The organism is Streptomyces sp. NPDC014623 (genome assembly GCF_043088245.1).
Classification (GTDB): Bacteria; Actinomycetota; Actinomycetes; order Streptomycetales; family Streptomycetaceae; genus Streptomyces.
On sequence record NZ_JBIBZU010000011.1, the window covers coordinates 52,784 to 69,815 of the forward strand.

General features: G+C 71.6%; 13 protein-coding genes. 3 read left to right on the plus strand and 10 right to left on the minus strand.

The genetic code is table 11. From position 1 onward, the window contains the following. Positions 1-10: 10 nt before the first annotated feature. From ACF1FZ_RS19035 to ACF1FZ_RS19045, 3 genes are all read left to right on the plus strand, one after another. Positions 11-1,825, plus strand: a complete 1,815-nt coding sequence (locus ACF1FZ_RS19035; protein ID WP_391774545.1) for a 1-deoxy-D-xylulose-5-phosphate synthase — start codon at positions 11-13, stop codon at positions 1,823-1,825. Then, positions 1,822-2,973 carry a flavodoxin-dependent (E)-4-hydroxy-3-methylbut-2-enyl-diphosphate synthase gene (gene ispG, locus ACF1FZ_RS19040; protein ID WP_391774546.1) on the plus strand — a complete coding sequence of 384 codons (1,152 nt, stop codon included), beginning with the start codon at positions 1,822-1,824 and terminating at the stop codon, positions 2,971-2,973. The genes ACF1FZ_RS19035 and ispG overlap by 4 nt, the downstream gene beginning before the upstream one ends. Positions 2,974-3,447: 474 nt before the next feature. Beyond that, entirely contained in the window at positions 3,448-4,062 is a 615-nt protein-coding gene (locus ACF1FZ_RS19045) for a response regulator transcription factor (RefSeq protein ID WP_391774547.1), read from the plus strand. Here the strand turns inward: ACF1FZ_RS19045 and ACF1FZ_RS19050 are convergent. The 10 genes from ACF1FZ_RS19050 to ACF1FZ_RS19095 all read right to left on the minus strand — a co-directional run bounded on the left by ACF1FZ_RS19050 (position 4,042) and on the right by ACF1FZ_RS19095 (position 16,934). After that, positions 4,042-4,857 (minus strand): hypothetical protein, encoded by an 816-nt coding sequence (locus ACF1FZ_RS19050; RefSeq protein WP_391774548.1) that lies wholly within the window; start codon positions 4,855-4,857, stop codon positions 4,042-4,044. The two genes, ACF1FZ_RS19045 and ACF1FZ_RS19050, sit on opposite strands and share 21 nt — an antisense overlap. Before the next feature lie 72 nt (positions 4,858-4,929). Next, positions 4,930-6,123, minus strand: coding sequence for a hypothetical protein (locus tag ACF1FZ_RS19055; protein WP_391774549.1), 1,194 nt, complete (start codon positions 6,121-6,123; stop codon positions 4,930-4,932). Positions 6,124-6,125: 2 nt separating this feature from the next. Continuing rightward, positions 6,126-6,515 carry a limonene-1,2-epoxide hydrolase family protein gene (locus ACF1FZ_RS19060; RefSeq protein ID WP_391774550.1) on the minus strand — a complete coding sequence of 130 codons (390 nt, stop codon included), beginning with the start codon at positions 6,513-6,515 and terminating at the stop codon, positions 6,126-6,128. A gap of 2 nt (positions 6,516-6,517) precedes the next feature. Continuing rightward, positions 6,518-8,308: an FAD-dependent monooxygenase gene (locus tag ACF1FZ_RS19065; protein ID WP_391774551.1), complete on the minus strand. Its 1,791-nt coding sequence runs from the start codon at positions 8,306-8,308 to the stop codon at positions 6,518-6,520. 42 nt (positions 8,309-8,350) lie between these two features. Next, positions 8,351-8,593: a ferredoxin gene (locus ACF1FZ_RS19070; protein WP_391774552.1), complete on the minus strand. Its 243-nt coding sequence runs from the start codon at positions 8,591-8,593 to the stop codon at positions 8,351-8,353. Beyond that, on the minus strand, positions 8,590-9,768 hold the full coding sequence (locus ACF1FZ_RS19075; protein ID WP_391774553.1) for a cytochrome P450: 1,179 nt from the start codon (positions 9,766-9,768) through the stop codon (positions 8,590-8,592). Before ACF1FZ_RS19075 ends, ACF1FZ_RS19070 begins: the two co-directional genes overlap by 4 nt. 131 nt (positions 9,769-9,899) lie before the next feature. Continuing rightward, the gene (locus ACF1FZ_RS19080; protein WP_391774554.1) at positions 9,900-10,916 is read right to left on the minus strand and encodes a polyprenyl synthetase family protein; all 1,017 of its coding nucleotides are present in this window, start codon (positions 10,914-10,916) and stop codon (positions 9,900-9,902) included. A 136-nt stretch (positions 10,917-11,052) separates the two neighbouring features. Next, positions 11,053-13,080 carry a tryptophan 2,3-dioxygenase family protein gene (locus ACF1FZ_RS19085; protein WP_391774555.1) on the minus strand — a complete coding sequence of 676 codons (2,028 nt, stop codon included), beginning with the start codon at positions 13,078-13,080 and terminating at the stop codon, positions 11,053-11,055. 28 nt (positions 13,081-13,108) lie between these two features. After that, on the minus strand, positions 13,109-14,098 hold the full coding sequence (locus tag ACF1FZ_RS19090) for a polyprenyl synthetase family protein (protein WP_391774556.1): 990 nt from the start codon (positions 14,096-14,098) through the stop codon (positions 13,109-13,111). A 112-nt stretch (positions 14,099-14,210) separates the two neighbouring features. Next, the gene (locus ACF1FZ_RS19095; protein WP_391774557.1) at positions 14,211-16,934 is read right to left on the minus strand and encodes a LuxR C-terminal-related transcriptional regulator; all 2,724 of its coding nucleotides are present in this window, start codon (positions 16,932-16,934) and stop codon (positions 14,211-14,213) included. Positions 16,935-17,032 lie beyond the last annotated feature (98 nt).

Genomic DNA, 17,032 nt, shown 5'->3' on the forward strand with positions numbered 1-17,032 from the left:
AAGGAGAGACGTGTCACCCTCTGTGCTCGGCCGTATCACCGGCCCCGAGAGCGTCAAGAGCCTGCATCCGGACCAACTGCCCGTACTGGCACGCGAGATCAGGGAGTTCCTGGTCGAGAAGGTCTGCGCGGCCGGTGGGCACCTCGGCCCGAACCTCGGCGTGGTGGAACTGACCATCGCGCTGCACCGGGTGTTCGACTCACCCACGGACCGGATGGTGTTCGACACCGGGCACCAGTCCTACGTCCACAAGATACTCACCGGCCGGCAGGCCGCCTTCGACTCGTTGCGCACGGCCGGGGGCCTGTCCGGCTATCCGCTCCGCGAGGAGTCCGAGCACGATCTCGTGGAGAACTCGCACGCCTCCACGGCGCTGTCCTACGCGGACGGCCTGGCCAAGGCCCGGCGGCTGCTCGGTGAGGACCACCGTCGCGTGGTCGCGGTCACCGGGGACGGCGCGCTGACCGGCGGCATGGCCTGGGAAGCCATGAACAACCTGGGCCGCGGTGCCGGCCCGGTGGTCGTCGTCCTCAACGACAACGGCCGCTCCTACGACCCCACGATCGGCGGGCTGGCCGAGCACCTGACCGCACTGCGTGCCGGTCTGCACCAGGGCCCCACCCTCTTCGAGACCATCGGCTTCGCCTATCTCGGTCCCGTGGACGGGCACGACATCGCCGCCGTCGAGCAGGCGTGCCGCCGGGCGGCGGAGCTGGACGGTCCGGTCGTGGTCCACTGCGTCACCGAGAAAGGCCGGGGGTACGCCCACGCCGAGAACGACGAAGCCGACCGCATGCACGGTATCGGCGTCATCGATTCCGCCACGGGCCGGTCACTGGGCGGTTCCGCCCCCTCGTGGACCGGAACGTTCGGCGGTGAGATGGAGCGGATCGGTGAAGTACGGCCCGACGTCGTGGCGCTGACCGCCGCGATGCTGCGGCCGGTCGGTCTGCACCGGTTCGCCCAGCGCTTCCCGGACCGGGTGTTCGACCTCGGTATCGCCGAGCAGCACGCGGTCACCAGCGCCGCGGGGATGGCCATGGGCGGCCTGCATCCGGTGGTCTGCCTGTACGCCACGTTCCTCAACCGGGCCGTGGACCAGATCATGATGGACGTGGCTCTGCACGAGCTGCCGGTGACCTTCGTCCTGGACCGTGCGGGTGTCACCGGCCCCGACGGGCCCAGCCACCACGGCATGTGGGATCTCGCCCTGCTGGGCACGGTGCCGGGCATGCGCGTCGCCTCGCCGCGCGACCCCGTCCAGCTCGCGGAACTGCTGGACGAGGCGCTGGACACGCGGGACGGCCCCACGGCGCTGCGCTTCCCCAAGGGGGGCGCGGGTCCGGAGATCCCCGCTCTGAACCGCATGGAGGGCGTGGACATCCTGCACCGCACCCGGTCCCGGCCGCTGGACGTCCTGCTCGTCAGCACCGGGGTGCTCGCGGACACCGCGCTGCGCGCGGCGGAGCTGCTGGCCGCCGAGGGCGTCGGGGTCACGGTCGTCGACCCGCGCTGGGTGCTGCCGGTCAATCCTGTCCTGGTCCATCTGGCCGCCCGGCACCAGCTGACGCTCTCCGTCGAGGACGGGGTGCGCACCGGAGGGGTGGGCGCGGCCCTGGCCCAGGCGTGCGCCGACGCCCGGGTGTCCACGCCGGTGCACGCCCTGGGACTGCCCCGCGAGTTCCTCAGCCACGGTGAACGGCCGGCCATCCTCGCCGAACACGGTCTCACCGCGCAGTCCGTCGCCGGAACCGCGCTCGCCCTGCACAACGCCGCGGCGACATCACACGCACCCGCACCTCGTCGGGAGAGGACACCACGGTGACCCAGGTAGCACTCGGTATGCCCGCTTCGCCGCCCATCACGCTCGCCGACCGCCGCAGAACCCGCCAGTTGCGGGTCGGGGCGGTCGGGGTGGGCAGTGACCACCCCGTCTCGGTGCAGTCGATGACGACGACCGTCACCGCCGACGTCAACGCCACCCTGCAGCAGATCGCCGAGCTCACCGCCGCCGGCTGCGACATCGTCCGCGTCGCCTGCCCGAGCGCGGACGACGCCGAGGCGCTGCCCCTGATCGCCCGGAAGTCGAAGATCCCGGTCATCGCCGACATCCACTTCCAGCCGAAGTACGTCTTCGCGGCCATCGAGGCCGGCTGCGCCGCGGTGCGTGTCAATCCCGGCAACATCAAGAAGTTCGACGACAAGGTGGGCGAGATCGCCCGTGCGGCCAAGGACCACGGCACCCCGATCCGGATCGGGGTGAACGCCGGGTCGCTGGACGCACGTCTGATGCGCAAGTACGGGAAGGCCACCCCGGAGGCGCTGGCCGAATCCGCGCTGTGGGAGGCGTCGCTCTTCGCGGAGCACGATTTCCACGAGCTGAAGATCTCGGTCAAGCACAACGACCCCGTGGTCATGATCCGCGCCTACGAGATCCTCGCCGAGCAGTGCGACTACCCGCTGCACCTGGGCGTCACCGAGGCGGGGCCGGCGTTCCAGGGCACCGTCAAGTCCGCCGTCGCCTTCGGGACGCTGCTGCGCCAGGGCATCGGCGACACCATCCGTGTCTCCCTCTCGGCTCCTCCGGTGGAGGAGGTCAAGGTCGGTTCCCAGATCCTCCAGTCGCTCAATCTGCGGCCCCGCAAACTGGAGATCGTCTCCTGCCCCTCGTGCGGCCGGGCGCAGGTGGACGTCTACAAGCTCGCCGACGAGGTCACCGCCGGTCTGGAGGGCATGGAGGTGCCCTTGCGGGTCGCCGTGATGGGGTGTGTGGTCAACGGTCCCGGGGAGGCGCGCGAGGCCGACCTCGGAGTGGCGTCCGGCAACGGCAAGGGCCAGATCTTCGTCAGGGGCAAGGTCATCAAGACCGTTCCCGAGCACCGCATCGTGGAGACCCTCATCGAGGAGGCCCTGAATCTCGCCGAGACGATGGACCAGGAAACCGGAGGCTCCGTCACGGTCGTCACGGGCTGAATGAGGGATTCCCCTGGAGGGAACAGAAACAGGTCGATCAACCGGCTCCCCGAAGTGGACCACAGTAAGGTCATTGACGTCGCCTTTCCGACTGACAATGACCGGTATTGGACCACACTCGGGGAGTTTTGACGTGTTTCCAGTATGTGAACCAACGCTGAACGTACCCCGAACTCCGGCTTCGCGACGGGGCTTCGGCAACACCGGAGCGACCTCCGGCGCCCCTCCCCCGGCCACCCGCGCGCCCGGCCCGTGGTCACCCGCCCCTGTGGTCGGGTGACCACGCCCCGTCGTCCTTTCCGGCCCCATTGAGCGGATGAGGCCGCACAAACGGAGGAAAAGCGAAGAGCGACGACGGTCCGGGCGGCCCCGTGCCCGCGACCGGGCACGAACGCTCCGGCTGCCGCGCTGCTCATTTCCTGGAGGCTTGCCATGATCGCCAAAACCAGAACCGCCGAAACCACGATACGTCCGGTGAGGACGCTGGTCCGGGCGCCGGATCCGCTGACGCATTCGGCGGTCAGCAGTCAGCTCGGTGCCGCGCCGAACATCGAGGTCGTCACGGTGGACGGCCCCGGCCCGGCAGACGTGGCCGTGGTCGTCACCGAGCGCATGACCGTGGAAGTGACGTCGCTCCTGCGCAAGTTCAAGAACTCCTTACGCGTACCGGTGGTCCTCATCCCGTCGGAGATCGACCGTTCCGACCTGCTGACCGCGGTGGAGTGCAACGTGGTCGCGGTACTGCCACGGGTCGCCGCCACCAGCAGCCGTATCGAGGAGGCGGTGCTGACCGCCGCGGCCGGCGGGGGCGTGCTCCCCTCGAAGCTGCTGGGCGAACTGCTCCGGCAGTTCGAACGGATGCAGCGCGAGGTCCTCTCCCCGCACGGCCTGCACACCTCCGGGCTGACCCCTCGGGAGATCGATGTGCTGCGGCTGATGTCGGAGGGCCTGGACACCGCCGAGATAGCCGTCCGCATGTGCCTGTCGGAACGGGCGGTCAAACGCGTCGTCTTCGGGGTCACCCAGCGCCTGAACCTCCGCAACCGGCCTCACGCGGTGGCGTACGCCTTACGCAGTGGCGTCATCTGACCCGGGGCCGACGCCCGCACGAGGCGCCTGCCCGGCCCCGGGACCCGTGGACGAGGCCCCCGCCGGAGCCCCGGTGACGGCCGTCGGCGTGCGAAAGGCCCACGGCGGCCGTCCCTCCCGGCGCATCGCCTTGTGCAACAGCACCACATAGGCCAGGTCCAGAGCCACATAGGTCGGCACCAGCACCTGGAGCAGGTGGTGGGAAGGATAGACGACGAAGGCGGTCAGTCCGGCGAAGAGAGAACCCACGGTCTTCGCGACGGCGATGTACATCGACTGTCCCGCACTGGACCCGCGCCGCCTGAGCAGGAAGATGAACGAGGCGCTCAGCGGAACCTGGATGATCATCCCGGTGTACATGCCGTCGATGTCGTGGAACTCGTTCGCACCGACCATGACGACCACCGACGCCCACACCAGCACACCGGCGAGTGTCCACCGGAAGGCCCTCGCCGACAGGCCCGGATAGTCGCGCGGCCCGTACCGCAGTGCCTGGTACAGCAGGACGACGTTGAAGACGAGCCAGAGGAAGTTGATCTGCCGCTGGGTCGGCGTCTGCTCCAGCAGGAAGGTCAGGCTGAACTCCCAGGCGATGTTGACCGCCACCAGGTAGGCGGGTATTCCCACGTACCGGTCCCGGGACGCCTGCCGGATCGACAGGATGTACGTCACCATCCAGCCCAGCGCGGTCGGCCCGGCGACCGCCGCGAAGAGTACGTCCGGGACGTCGGCCGCCCCCACCGTGACCGGTGGGACCTCCGACATCGGGATGAGGAAGGGGGGCAGCCAGGACATGGAGATCCCTCGTGGGTCGGGGCCGGACGGGCGGGGCGGGACGGGCGGGACAGGCAACAGGCAGAGGACGGGTCAGAGGCTGGGCACGATGGGCTCCAGGCCGAAGAACGACCCGCCGTACAGTTCGTGGCCGACGTGGACGTTGAGCATCGCGTGGCGGGCCGCGGTGTTGGCGTCCCGCCAGTACCGCTGCAACGGGTTCGACTCGGCGAAGGACCCCGCGCCGTGCGCCCACAGCAACTCGTCGAGCGCCGTGGTCACCAGGCTGACCGCCTGGCCGACGTCGCCGCGGATACGCAGGAGTTCGCTCTCCGGCAGCGGGACGGCCCCGTAGGCGGCCTCGTCGAGCGCGGTCGCCGCCCGGTTCACGTGCATCTCGGCGGCGTCGATCGACAGAGCCGTCCTGCCGAGCGAGGACACGAAGGTCCGTGAGTCCGTCTGGCTGGTGTACTTGGTGGGCGCGATGCCCCGGGTGGGCGCCTTCTCCACGACGAAGGCGCGGGCCGCCTGGCCGGCGCCGAGCACCACGGAGGCGCAGACGACGGCCATGGCCGCGATCGCCGCCGTACGGAACAACGGCGGCAGGCTGACGTCGGTGGCGTTCTCCCGCCCGCGTTGCGCCTCGCCGGAGATCACCCGGTGCTCGGGGACGAACGCGTCCCGGAGCACGGCGGTGTGGCTGCCGGTGGCACGCATGCCGACGGTGTGCCAGGTGTCCTCGATGGTCAGGTCCGCGACGGGCACCAGCACGGAGAGCCCGCCGACGGGCTCCCCTTCACCGTTCAGCTCCCGGGCGACCAGGATCGCCCAGTCGTCGTGCAGGATGCCGGTGCCGTACGGCCAGGTGCCCGAGAGCACATAGCCGCCGTCGGTGCGTACCGCGGTGCCCGCAGCCGCGAAGATCGAAGCCAGCTTGGCACCGGGGTCGGCCCCGAAGACCTCGTCCCGGGCCGCCTGCGGGAACTTCGCGGCGAGCAGGTTGGAGCCGTTGATGTTGTTGACCACCCACGAGGTGGACGGGCAGTAGTGGGAGAGGGCCTTGGCGACCTCGCTCATGGTCCGGACGTCGGCCTCGAGACCGCCGTAGGCCCTCGCGGTCCAGATCATGCCCAGCTGTGACTGGTCGATGGCCCGGACCGTGGCGTCGGGCAGCCGCCGCTCCCGCTCCCCCTCCGCGACACCGTCCGCGAAGACGGGACCGAACTTGTGGACCCTTTCCACCAGTTCGGCCCGCAGTTCCGCCGGGTCCGTTCGGATGTCTGTCATGGTCACCATTCCGGGCTCTCGGTGATGAGGTGGGTGAAGTCGAAGTAGTCCCGCCAGGCGCTGATCCGGCCGGCCCGCAGTTCGAAGGCCCCCATCACCTTCAGGTTCAGCGCGATGGGGGTGCCGTCGACGCGGAGCATGTTCTCCACGCGCTCGGTCAGGACGGTGCCCCCGGCCGTGGCCACGTGCCGGAACTCCACCTCCAGCCGTGCGAAGTCGGACGGCATGAGCCGGAGGATCTCCGCCTTTCCCCGGCACACCGGGGAGCCGGGGTTCTCCCACACGCAGTCGTCGGTCAGGTAGCCGTCCACGGCCGCGCGGACATCGGCCGGGGCCGGCCCCATCGACGTCAGGAAGTCCTGGACGAGACGCTCGCCGTCGGTGGAGGGCATGGTCAGCTCCCGCTGTTCGTGGCGCCGGACCGGCCGAGGAGCCGGCCGAACGTCGCGTCGAGTTCCTGATCGGCGTGCCGGCTCCCCCGGACACTGCGCCAGGCGACGTGCTGGTCCGGCCGCACCAGAACGGCACCGTCGTCGTCGATCTCCCTCACCGCGGCCCATGCGCCCTCGGCGTCCCAGGGGCCCGCCGCGTCGGGCCCACTGCCGACGGGCACCACGGTGAGCGCCACCCCGTGGGTGTCCGCGGCCTTCTTGGCCGCGGCCGCCCAGCCCTCGCCCAGCGGCCCGGTGATCAGCACGAAACCGCCGTCGCCACCGACCAGGTCGTGTGTGGAGAGCCGGGTGTCGCCGTGCCGCAGCCACACGTGCGGGAGCCGGTGTCCCGGCCGGGTCGTCGGACGGTGGACCGCGCCCATCGGGTCCCGGGGCGGCGGCGGGGTGCCGTCCGGGAGCACCGCACCGGCCGTGTAGTGGTGACCGATCTCGATGTCGTGTGCCTGGTACTCGATGCGCTGGGTGCCGAACGCCTCCCGCACCACGGCCCGCCGGGTCTCACCCATCGGTGTGTCGGCCAGCAGTTCGCGGATGGCGGCCTCGGTTGCCTCCGGTTTCCCGTGCGCCATGCCCAGGGCCGCGAACAGGAGGCCGTAATTGAGCAGACAGCCCATCGCCCAGCCGACGTTGCGCCGGGCGACGGGAAGCCGTTCCGCCTCGTAGGAGTCGAGCAACGCGTCGCCGGCCCGGCCGTCGAGCACGGCCTTGAACTTCCAGGCGAGGTTGTGCACGTCCTGGATCGCCGTGTTCAGGCCGCCGCCGGCGGCGGGCGGCTGCCGGTGCGCGGCGTCGCCGGCCAGGAAGGCGCGGCCGGACCGGAACGACCGGGCCACGACGGCCTCCGGCCGGTACTCGCTCACATGGTGGATCCGTATGCCGAGGTCCTCCGGCAGCTTCAGCAGTTCCCGCACCCGGCTCGTGATCGCCCCCGTGTCGAGGCCGCCCGCGCTCGTGCCGGGCGGTACCCGGAAGTGCAGTGCCCATTCCTCGGACGACGAGCCCCACTCGGGCCCGGACGCGACGAGTACCGAGACCTCGCCGTCGAGGCCGAAGATGTGGGTCATCAGCACCGGGTCGCTCCACCAGCGGGAGAGGTCCGCGCTGAAGTGGACCGAGATGATGGTGAACCCGCCGCCGGCGCCGTCCATCGGGATGCCGAGCGTCCTGCCGACGCTCCTGCCGCCGTCGGCACCCAGCAGGTACCGGGCACGGACGGTGCCCGTCTCCCCGGTGACCCGGTCGGTCACCCGCGCCAGGACCCCGCTCTCGTCCTGGGTGAACTCCTCCAGCTGATGGTTGAACAACAGGCTGCCGGGAGCCCGTCTCTCCGCGTGCCGGCGCAGCAGCGGTTCGAGCCGGTGCTGCGGGAGGTTGGTCGAGGGCCCCGTGCTGTCGGCGGCGTAGGGCCCGGCGGTGCTGCCGCCGCCGAAGGCGTCCATCCGGTACAGCTCCCGCCCGTCCACGGGGCCGTCGCCGCCCAGCGAGGTGCGCCAGGCCACCTCGCTCATGTTCGGGAGCGGGCAACTGATCCGGTAGACGTCGTCGGCGATGCCGTGCTGCCGGAAGATCTCCATGGTGCGCTGGTTCAGGTAATGCGCCCTGGGCAGGACCGACGTCGACTCGCGACGCTCCACCACGAGGTGGCGCACCCCCACGTCGGCCAGGAAGACCGACGCGGCGAGTCCACACCCACCACCGCCGACCACCAGGACGGGCACTTCTACGTCAAACATCGCTCTTCCCCTGTGCTGCGGACGGATCACTGGCCGAGCTGGTCACTCGCCGTGATCCGACGTGTTCTCGTGCAGGACGATGACGGCGGCCGGGCACCGTGAGGCCGCCTTCCGGACCTGTGCGTGCTTGTGCTCCGGCGGCGTCGCGTCGAGCAGCGCCACCCTGCCGTCGTCGTCGTTCTGGTCGAAGACCGACGGCGCGTACAGCGCGCAGTTCCCGACGGAGAGACATCTGCCCTCGTCGACCTCGACCTTCATCGTCGTCCCCCTCTCGCTGCCGCTCACCAGGTGACCGGCAGGGCGTTCACACCGAAGACCAGCGCGTTGGTGCGGTACTCCAGCTCGTCGTGCGGCACCGCCGAACGCAGTGCGGGGAACCTGTTGAACAGGGCCGGCAGGGCGACGCGCAGTTCCATACGCGCCAGTTGCTGGCCCAGGCACTGGTGCGGCCCGAAGCCGAAGGTGAGGTGGCGCTGCGGGGGCCGGCGCACGTCCAGGCTGTCCCAGTCCCTGTCCTCCTCGTCGGCTGCGCCGAGGTCCCGGTTGGCGGCCAGCACGGACGCCACGACGTGCTCGCCCTCCTTGATCTCCTGGTCGCGCACGCGGATGTCCCCGACCGCCTGCCGCGGCAGGATGGTGGCCGGGGCGGTGTACCGCAGCAGTTCCTCGACGGCGTTGTCGGTCACCGAGGGGTCGTCGCGTACCGCCGCGAGCTGCTCGGGGTGCTGGAGGAGCAGGGCGACGCTCGCCGAAAGGGTGTTGGCGATCGTCTCGTGCCCGGCGATGAGCAGCATGTTGCCGATACCGGCGAGTTCCTCGTCACTCAGCTGGTCGCCGAAGTCCCGCACCACGCGACCCAGCACGTTGTCACCCGGGTCCTTCCGGTGCTGCGCCACGAGCCCGGCCATGTAGGCCATCATCTCGGCGGCTTTCTCCATCTGGACTTCACGGCTCTGGCTGAAGTCCAGCGCGAGAGCGGTACGGCGCTGGAACCCTTCGCGGTCGCTGTAGGGCACACCCAGCAGTTCGCAGATGACGAGCGTCGGGATCGGGGTGCTGAAGAACTGCACCAGGTCCGCGCCCCGGCCGGCCCCCTCCAGCGTGTCCAGCGCGGAATCGACCACGGTCTCGATGCTCGGCCGCAGCTCGCGCGCCCGCTTGGTGGTGAACGACGCGGTCAGCATGCGCCGCAGCCGGGTGTGCTCGGGGCCGTCGTAGCTCAGCAGGTTGCCCGGCTGGTACGGCATGGAGCCGCCCATGTGCAGCCGGTCGTCCGCGAGCACCTCCTTGACGTCCTCGTAGCGGGCGACGACCACCGCGTCGAACTCGCCCAGCATCGGGCTGGGCATCTTGACGCGGCTCAGCTCGTCGTCCTTCTGCGCGTCGTACAGCTCGGCAACGGGGGCGAACGGGCATCCGGCGGCCCGGCCGCCGATGGGAATGCTTCTCGTCTCGGTCATGAGATGGCCTTTCCGGTCAAGGGGGAGTGCACGTTGAGGGATCGGGACGCGACGCGTACGCGGCGGGCCGGGAACCGCGGTGCCGCCCGCCGGAGCGGGTGGCGTCCGGCGGGCGGGGTCTGGCTCCCCGTCTACAGCCGCCTGCCGACGACGAAGCCGGCGACTTCCTGGAACTCGGCGCGCACGTCGTCCGGGAGGCCGGCGTCGGCCAGGCACTCCTTCGCCGCGGCGATCCGACGGTCCGCCTCGTCCCGCGCCCAGTCCCGTCCGCCCGCCCGTTCCACGAGCTCGGTGACGCGTCGGACGCCGGATTCGTCCAGCGGCTCCGCGCTCAGGTACAGGGCGCGCAGCTCGTCCGTCCCGGGTGCGTCGAGCGCCGCCACCACGGGCAGGGACTTCTTGCGGACCCGCAGGTCGGCCCCCACCTGTTTCCCGGTGTGGTCCGGGTCGCCCCAGATGCCCAGCAGGTCGTCGACGAGCTGGAAGGCGAGCCCGATGTGTTCACCGAAGACACGGAGCCGTTCGACCAGGTGCCGTTCGGCGCCCAGCAGGTCGGCTCCCAGTGCACAGGCGCTTCCGAGCAGGGCGCCGGTCTTGTCTCCGGCCATGCGCACGCACTCGGCGAGGGTCACGTCCTCACGTCGTTCGAAGTCGGCGTCGGAGGCCTGGCCCTCGATCATCCGCTGGGTCGCCGTCATGAGCGCCAGGGTGGCGGAACGGGCGCCCGCGCCCGGCGCGCTCATCAGCACGGACGTCGCCGCGGTGACCAGGGCGTCGCCGGCCAGGATGGCGTCGGGCACGCCGAAGACGGCCCATGCGGTCGCCCGGCCCCGCCGGGTCTCGTCGCCGTCCATGATGTCGTCGTGCAGCAGTGAGAAGTTGTGCACCAGTTCCACGGCCACCGCGGCGGGCAGACCGTCCGCGGCCGCGGCGCCGGCCGCCCGGGCCGACAACAGCGCCAGGGTGGGCCGGATCATCTTGCCGCCCCAGGTACCGGTGGGCCGGTCCTCGGCGTCCGCCCAGCCGAAGTGGTAACGGGCGATCCTGCCCATCTCCGGGCCCAGGTGCAGGCTCACGGCGTCGCGCAGGGCCGGTTCGAGCAACGTGCGGCCGGTGTCGAGAACGGTGGTCAGGCTTGGGGTCGGCATCGTCGTCATGAGGTCCACCGGCCGTCCGCACGAAGGAGGGGAGAGTGGGACCGGGTTCGGCACCGGCCCCCTCTTTGACGGTCCGGGAGCACGCGGGTGTGTCGCATGGCGCACCTTCACTGTCGGCTCGTGATGGTCACGGGGTGGGGAGGCCGGACGAGGCCGGCCCGGTCGGGCTCAGCAGGGCCCGCCGCAGCACCTTGGGGGAGGTGACGAGCGTGCGGGGCGGGGCCAGCAGGAAGAGGACGTCACGGTTGGCACTGCAGACGACCGGGTCGTGGGGCACGTGAGCGCGCACGCGGTCGAGGTACCGGGTCAGCAGCCGGGCGACGGGCCCGGACCGCACCGCGTTGCCCGTGACGCCCGGCATCGGGCTGTCGGCGCCCGTCGCGACCTCCCACGCCGAGCGGGAGGAGCGCAGCACCGCCCGTTGCAGGGCGTTGGCCGAGGGGGTGCGGTCCCCGGCCAGGGCCTTCCTGAGGGCGACCGCGTTCAGGGCGGCGACGGAAAGGCCCTGCCCGTAGACGGGGTTGAGCGCGCACAGGGCGTCTCCGACGACGAGCAGTCCGGTGTGGTCCCGTCCCAGGCGGTCGTAGCGGCGGCGCCGGTTGGAGGTGTGCCGGTACCCCACGGGCCGGCCGACCGGGCGCGCCGAGCTGAGCCACTTGTGCGGGGCGGAGTGCGGCAGCCGGCCGGCGAAGTCGACGAAGTCCTCGGCGTCGTTGGGCGGCTCCTGGCCGCGCGGCCCGGACAGGGTGACCATCCAGCGGTCGCCCTCGACGGGCAGGATGATCGCGCCGAGCGGCTGGCCGGCGTCGGGCACGATGTAGAAGCCGCTGAGATCCTCGGGCGGGCCGTCGGCCCGGAAGACGCAGGTGGCGTACGCCCGGCCGGTCTCCACGAGTTCCTCGGCGGGCGCCTGGGCACCCATGTCGGCCAGCCAGGCCGGGGCTCTGCTGGCCCGTCCGGTGGCGTCCACCACCAGGTCGGCCTCGATCTCCTGCCCGGTGTGGTGTTCACCGCCCCGGTCCCGGACCGCCACGCCGGTGACGTGTCCGGGCCGGCCGAGCAGGCCGGTCACCTCGGCACCCGTGCGGACGTGGATGCGGGAGTCGTCCAGGACACGTCGGCGGATGTGGTGCTCCAGGAGCGGACGGGACGGGGTCATGATGGGCTCGGACGGGTTGCGGCGGGATATCCACTGCCCCGCCTGCCACACCCCGAGGTCCCCGGGCACCGCCAGCCGCGGTGCCCCCGAGTCCACCAGTGCGGGCAGCAGGCCGGGCAGCAGTTCTTCCAGGGCGTTCATGCCGCTGGTGAGCAGGACGTGGGTGTGGCGTGACTGCGGCACACCGGCGCGGGGGCCCGGGGCCTCCTCGTACTGGTCGCGTTCGAGCACCGTCACCCGTTCCGCGTGGCCGGCCAGGACGTGTGCGGTCAGCAGCCCCGCGACACTGCCTCCCACCACGACCACATGTCCCGGTCCTGACCGCCCGGCCCGTCCGGCCGGTGCGGGCAGTGGCCGGCTGCCGGTGACGTCCTCGGCGTCCGCCCGCCGCGGCGGCGCGGCGGGCGCCCGGTCGGCACCCGCCGGTACGTCGGTGGAGGCGCCGTCCAGTCTGGCGGCCAGAAAGCGCGCCCCGGAGGTCTCGGCCGAGCCCGGCCGGTCGCCGAGCATGTGGCTGACCAGTTCCAGGTGGGTGCGCCGCCAGCGCTGCACGGCGTCGTCCAGTCCGGACAGCCGCCGGGAGTCGGCCGGCGGACGGTCCTCACCGCCGCGTTGCGTCAGACGCTTCACGAGGCCGAACAGTTCGTGGAACTGCTCCGACTGCAATCCGCTCGCCGTGCCGAGCCGGTCCCGGAAGAGCAGGAAGTCCTCCCGCAGCAGCGTATGGCGCAGCAGCGTCAACTGGCCTTCCAGGGAACCCACCAGCCGCGTCGCCCGTTCCAGGCGCTGGGCGTGGCACTGCTGTCCGCACCGGCCCGCGTCGATGTGCCGCAGGTCGACCAGAACCTGGCTGAGCAGGGTCTCGGACGCCTGGTGCACGACGATGAAGAGCCGTTCGCTGTCACTGAGGTCCTGCTGCTCGGCCGGTGTCAACGGACGCTGCAAGCTGAGCAGTTCGTCTATCTTCAGATACGTCGCATAGTTCGGGGAGGTCATCGGCCCAGCTCCTCGGATTCGGTCTGCGCTACACCAGACGTCCCGGCACGGTGAGATCGGCCAGCGCGTCCCTGTGGACACCGGGCGGGAGGGCTTCCAGCGCCGCCGCGGCCGTCTCCACGTAACGGTGCGAAACCTCGCGCGCCGCCGACAGGCCGTCGTGGTCGTGGACCAGTTGCGCCATGGCCCCGTAACGCTCCTCGACCGGCACGGCCGTGTCGGCGAGCAGTTGCTCGATGCGCCGGCGCTGCTCCACGGGAGCACGTTCGTGGGCGAGCAGCACGGGCAGGGTGGGCCGGCCGTTGCGGACGTCGGAGACGTTCGGCTTACCCGCCCGTGTGCCGTCGTAGGCCATGAGGTCGTCGCGGATCTGATAGGCGATACCCAGCCGGTCGCTGTACTGGCTGAGCGCCTTCAGGACCGTGTCGTCCGCGCCGCCCAGCGTGGCGCCGACGCCGCAGGCCATCCACAGGAGGGCACCGCTCTTGTCCGCGATCATGCTCAGATAGTCGTCGACGGAGCAGATCTCACGGCTCATCCGGATCTCCCGGAGGGCCGCGTCCCCGATGCGCAGCCCCGCTCTGGAGAGCACCACGAGCGCCTGGGCCACCCGCTCCGCGGACGCGCCGGCCTCCTGGCACTCGGCGAGGGCGGCGAAGCCGTGGAAGAACAGTCCGTCCCCGCCGACGATCGCCGTCGGCTGCCCGAACACGGTATGGGCGGCGGGCTTGCTGCGCCGCTCCCCGTCGTCGTCGATGATGTCGTCGTGCATCATCGCTCCGACCTGGATGCACTCCACCGCCACCGCGGCGGGCAGGACAGTCGCTATGTCACCTCCCACCGCAAGACTGGAGTGGGTCACCAGCCAGGGCCCCATCATCTTCCCGAAGGGCACCAGTCCGTAGCGGACTATCTCGTCGAGGCCCGAAACGTCCTCCGGCCACCGGCCCTCGACCTCGGCTCCCACAATCGCTGCCAGTTCGCGATCGGCGACTTGAGGCACATCGATGTCGGTCATGCGCAAGACGTTAGGCATGCCGTACCTGACTGTCGTCACCGCAGGTCCGCATGGGCCCGAGTGGGACCGCACGTTGGCATCTTCGGCCCCGGCGGCCGGACCGCGGCGGCTCTCAGGTCGTGGTGCGCGTGAGCCGGCCGCTCAGGCTGGCCGCGGCCAGCTCGACCCGTGAACGGCAGCCGGTGCGGGCGAACAGACGAGTCAGGTAGTTCTCCACGGTCTTCTCACTGAGGTTCAGGCGCAGCGCGATCTGCCGGTTGGTCAGGCCCTCGCCGATCAGCTCGATGATCCGCTGCTCGGTGACGGCCAGGGCGTCACGCCGGCCGCGGGCGCGCGGGGCGGGGACTCCGCGTTCGCGGGTCACCACGCGGAGGCGTTCGAGGAGCGCCGACGCACCGCACCGTGCGGCCAGTGTGTGGGCCTCCCGCAGCCAGGGCCTCGGGTCCTCCGCGAACCGGGCGACGGCCAGGCAGGATTCCAGCAGTGCGGGCAGATCCCCCCTCTCGCGCGTCAGGTCGGTGGCCGACCGGGCGTACCCCAGGTCGCGGTCCACCAGGCCGCGCGCCAGCAGAAGACTCTCCCGCACGTCCGCGCGGTCCTCCCGGGGCAGCAGCTCGATCTCCGCCAGGAGTTCCGCGGCACCCTCGAGGTCGTCGCTCAGCACCGCGATCCGTACCGCCCGCGACAGCAGAAAGCTCAGGCCCGTGTGCAGTCCGGCCCGGCGCAGCCGCGGTCCGTCCAGCAGTGCCATCCGTACCGCCTGGCCGTCGTCACCCGTCCGGGCGGCCAGGCCGACACGGGCCCAGGTCCGCATCACCTCCAGCCTCGGGGCCGGTGCCGCGGCGGCCAGCCACTGGGCGGCCTGCCCGAACTCGCCGCGGGCGGCGCACATGTCCGCGGCGAACAGGCGTGCCGCGTGGTGCGTCAGCGTGTCCTCGGCGCCGGACAGTTCCAGTTCCCGGACCGCGGACATGGCCTGGGTCCAGTTGGCGTCGACGTACCCCCGCACCACCCGGTGGTAGGCGCCGAGCACACCGGTCAGCGGCACCCGGTAGTCCGCGCCGATCACCAGCCGGGCCACGTCGGCCATGTCGGCGACCGAGGCGGCACGGTGCAACCGGTCCAGTTCCGGGGAGGGTGCGGTGCCGCCCGAGTTCCGCCAGGCCCGCTCGCAGGCGCCGGCGTCACCGCAGAGCGCCGCGCTGAGCAGGTCCGTCCGCCCGGCCACCGCCCCGGTCACCGCCTCGGCCGGGCGCACCGGCTCATGCGTGCCGGGAGCGAGACGGCGTCCGAACCACCACTCCGAGAAGGCGGTGGGCCCCCGGCCCGGGAACGGTGCGTCCAGCAGTGAGCGCACGGCACGCTCGGCGGGCGGCTCGCCGGTGTGCAGGGCGACGAGGACGGCTGCGAGGCGGATCTCGTCCAGGGATTCCTCGGCGCAACCGTGTTCCGCGTACCGGGTCAACACCTCACGCAGCAGTTCGTACCTGCCCGTCCGGACCACCAGGAGGAGCAGTCTGCACAGCGTACGGGCGTGTTCGGGCCCTCTCGGCGGCAGGCGGCGCAGCGCCGCCGAGTACCACAGGGTGGCGCGCTCCGGCTCCTCCTGCTCGGCCGCGGCGCTCAGGGCCAGCAGCCGGCCGACCGTGTCGTCGTCGAGCGTCACGGCCGCCCCGCCGCGCGCGATGTGGTCGGCGAGCACCACGGGGTCGGTCCCGCCGTCCCACCCGTGCCGGGCCAGCAACCGCTCGGCGATCGACGCGTGCAGTGTGATGCCGCGTCGGGCACCGAAGCGGCCGGCCGCGGTGGCCGCCAGCGCGGGACACCGGCAGGAGACCCGGCCCTGCGGGCCGGCCGTCAGCACCCCCTCCTCGATCAGCAGGTCGAGCAGCCGGCCGCAGTCGACGGGGCTGGCCCCGAAGGTCTCGGCGAGCAGCGGCAGGTCGTCCAGGCCGATGCCGTCCAGGACCGCGATCGCGCCCAGCAACCGGACCGCGGGATCGCCCAGTGAAGCCGCACGGCGCAGGAGGGGGTGATCGGCCGGCAGTGCCACCGGCTCCTCCGGCGCGCGCAGGCACAGCCGGCCGCGGAAGGAGATGAGCCGGCCGCCTCTGCGTAACTCCTCGAGGGTGCCCAGGACGGTGCCCGGGTTCCCCGACAGCGGTCCCAGTGCCGCACGCAGGGCGGACGGCACCGCCTCGTCCAGGCGTGCTCCCACCGCGCGACGGACCAGGGACTCCACGACGTCGTCGGCCAGCGGGCCGATCGTCATCATCCGGTCGGCCTCGGCCAGCAGCTCGGCGATCCCCGGGCCGCGCTCGGCACCCTCCTCGCAGGTCGCCACGACCAGACAGCCGGACCGCCGGGCCGCGGTCAGCACGGGGGCGGGCTCGGCCACCGCGTGCACGTCGTCGGCGAGGACCGCGACGCGTTCCTGCCGGCCGATGGTGTCGAAGAGGCTGTCCAGCGCGGCGACCATGGACGGTGTCCATCCGCCGCCGTCCGGCCCTCCCGCGTCGCGCAGTTGGGCCACCGTACTGAGCGCCTCGGTCAGCCCGGCCTCCTGGAACTGTTCGAAATGCTCACGCACGGTGCGCACCAACGCGTCGAGGGCGAAGGGATCACCACCGCTGTCCGGACGGGCACCCAACCGCAGCGGCAGGATCCGCACCCCGTCCGGCGTCAGCAGCCGGCCCACCGCGTCCAGCAGTGCGCTCCTGCCGATACCGGCCGGTCCCCTGAGGACGATCAGGCGTCCGCCGTCGGTCGCCAGCGCTGTGCGCAGTGCCGTCAGTTCATGATCCCTGCCTCGCACCGCGGCACGCGTTCGGGCCACTGCCCGCCTCCTCCTGTGCGCCTCGCGCAACAGCGGCCCACAGGGCCGTCGTACCCGGCTCTCGCGGCCAACTCCGGTCGGTACACGCATTTTTCACA

What these genes read in the sequence shown, in the direction of transcription:
- ACF1FZ_RS19050 (WP_391774548.1), bottom strand. Translation starts at nt 4,857, where the DNA reads ATGTCCTGGCTGCCCCCCTTCCTCATCCCGATGTCGGAGGTCCCACCG.
- ACF1FZ_RS19055 (WP_391774549.1), bottom strand. Translation starts at nt 6,123, where the DNA reads ATGACAGACATCCGAACGGACCCGGCGGAACTGCGGGCCGAACTGGTG.
- ACF1FZ_RS19060 (WP_391774550.1), bottom strand. Translation starts at nt 6,515, where the DNA reads ATGCCCTCCACCGACGGCGAGCGTCTCGTCCAGGACTTCCTGACGTCG.
- ACF1FZ_RS19065 (WP_391774551.1), bottom strand. Translation starts at nt 8,308, where the DNA reads ATGTTTGACGTAGAAGTGCCCGTCCTGGTGGTCGGCGGTGGTGGGTGT.
- ACF1FZ_RS19075 (WP_391774553.1), bottom strand. Translation starts at nt 9,768, where the DNA reads ATGACCGAGACGAGAAGCATTCCCATCGGCGGCCGGGCCGCCGGATGC.
- ACF1FZ_RS19080 (WP_391774554.1), bottom strand. Translation starts at nt 10,916, where the DNA reads ATGCCGACCCCAAGCCTGACCACCGTTCTCGACACCGGCCGCACGTTG.
- ACF1FZ_RS19085 (WP_391774555.1), bottom strand. Translation starts at nt 13,080, where the DNA reads ATGACCTCCCCGAACTATGCGACGTATCTGAAGATAGACGAACTGCTC.
- ACF1FZ_RS19090 (WP_391774556.1), bottom strand. Translation starts at nt 14,098, where the DNA reads ATGACCGACATCGATGTGCCTCAAGTCGCCGATCGCGAACTGGCAGCG.